Source organism: Tardiphaga sp., from assembly GCF_041424195.1.
Lineage (GTDB): Bacteria > Pseudomonadota > Alphaproteobacteria > Rhizobiales > Xanthobacteraceae > Tardiphaga.
Map to the genome: position 1 here is coordinate 1 of NZ_JBGMOE010000106.1, position 1,500 is coordinate 1,500.

General features: G+C 63.5%; 1 protein-coding gene and 1 pseudogene. One reads left to right on the forward strand and one right to left on the reverse strand.

Features of this window, described 5'->3' with window-relative positions:
* The first annotated feature begins 690 nt into the window (after positions 1–690).
* A complete protein-coding gene (locus ACEK02_RS15630; RefSeq protein WP_371422535.1) occupies positions 691–894 on the forward strand; it encodes a helix-turn-helix transcriptional regulator in 204 nt (67 codons plus the stop codon).
* Positions 895–1,162: 268 nt separating this feature from the next.
* On the opposite strand, the pseudogene ACEK02_RS15635 reads toward ACEK02_RS15630, so the two are convergent.
* Positions 1,163–1,500 (reverse strand): annotated as a pseudogene (locus ACEK02_RS15635) (hypothetical protein); the annotation flags it as partial.

Consider the following 1,500-nt stretch of genomic DNA (forward strand, 5'->3'; position numbering starts at 1 on the left):
CACTCAACATCGCCGGCGGACCCGGAGCCAAGGTGGCCTGAGCCGCCCTGTTCGCCACCTGTTCAGCTTACCGCTGTCCGTGCCACAAACCTTGAGGTGCCCCCGACAGGTTGGCGATGTCGATATGCTTGAGTTTCATGATCCTCACTCCTTCAAACACCGTACCCGGCGCCGGAATGGCGGGGGAGCGGCAGGAGCGGACCGGCAGGCCCGGCGGCAGAGGCAGGCCGCACCCGAACGGGGCGCAATGTAATGGAGCACTCAGGCACAGCCTGAGTTGCGGCCTGCCGCGACGGGCCTAAGGGACAGCGACGCTCCCCCGCCAGATCGCGTGCCGGAGGCACAAACGCCATCGCGCCCAAAGCGCGATGACCGCAGGCCGGGCGACCCCGCCCGGCTCCGATCGATCACGCGCGATCGATCACGCGCGATCGATCCTCGTCAGAGATCATAACCGCCCTGCGGCCGTGACGCCAAAGGCGACTCGGTGGCGCACAGCGCCATCGTGCTCGACCGTGCGTCAGCGCGGGACGCCACAGACCGTAATGCTCCCTGACTTTTTGGGGGCTGTTCGGGCCTGTCTGGTGCAGCCCGGTGCAGTTCGGCTCCGCCCCCCTTGTCCTGCGCCCACGCCATCTCAATCCTGATCGTAGCCCGCCACACCGATCACCCGCGAACCAGGATCGTGCCATGATCACCGATAGCCCCGACCGCATTCTCCGCCTTAACACCGTGCTCGACCGAACCGGCCTCAGCCGGGCAACGCTGTACCGAAAGATAGAGGCGGGCACGTTCCCAAGGCAAATCCGCATCGCAGCTCGCTGCGCCGGTTGGCGGGAGTCTGCGGTCAATGACTGGATGCGCAATCCGATGTTTTACGAAGCCAAGGACTGAGCGCAGAGAAAAGCGGTTGGTCGGCAGTGCGCGCGAGGTGTTTGAGCGTACCGGACGGTGTAGCCGCGCGGAAGCACGTGAGGCGGGCGGCCCCGTTGCGGCCCTCGCCCTCTTTGATCAGCGCTCGGTTTTCACTGAAGAAACCCGCTTTTGCTATGTCGTTGTTCGCGAAGCGTCGACGACTGAGCTGTTATATATTCATCTGTTTGTCTCTGTAATATTCTTGCCGATCGAGCCTGAAGCAACCGCGTAGTTCGGAGCTCAGACATTAGCGTAGGTTCGGAAGTAAATTTCGTGATGACCCCGATAAAGAATCTGTTGGTATTTTCGAACCGTTTTGAAACTCACGCTCCCGGCGGTCGATTGCGGCACCCAGTTTTGCGAGTGCCTGCCCCAGCGGACCGCCCGCCACCTCCAAGGCGAGATCCCTACACCCGAGGCGCGACAACATCGCCTGATGCTCGTCGACGCGCTCCGCCTGGCGCTGAATTTCGTCGACCGGCACGGGGGCCGGCCGCATCCAGCGCGGCAGATAGGCGAGCACCGCCTGCGGCAGGAAGGTGCGGTAGACATTCGATGTCTGCTCATAGCGCGGGCCAGGCCCCT

What these genes read in the sequence shown, in the direction of transcription:
- ACEK02_RS15630 (WP_371422535.1), top strand. Translation starts at nt 691, where the DNA reads ATGATCACCGATAGCCCCGACCGCATTCTCCGCCTTAACACCGTGCTC.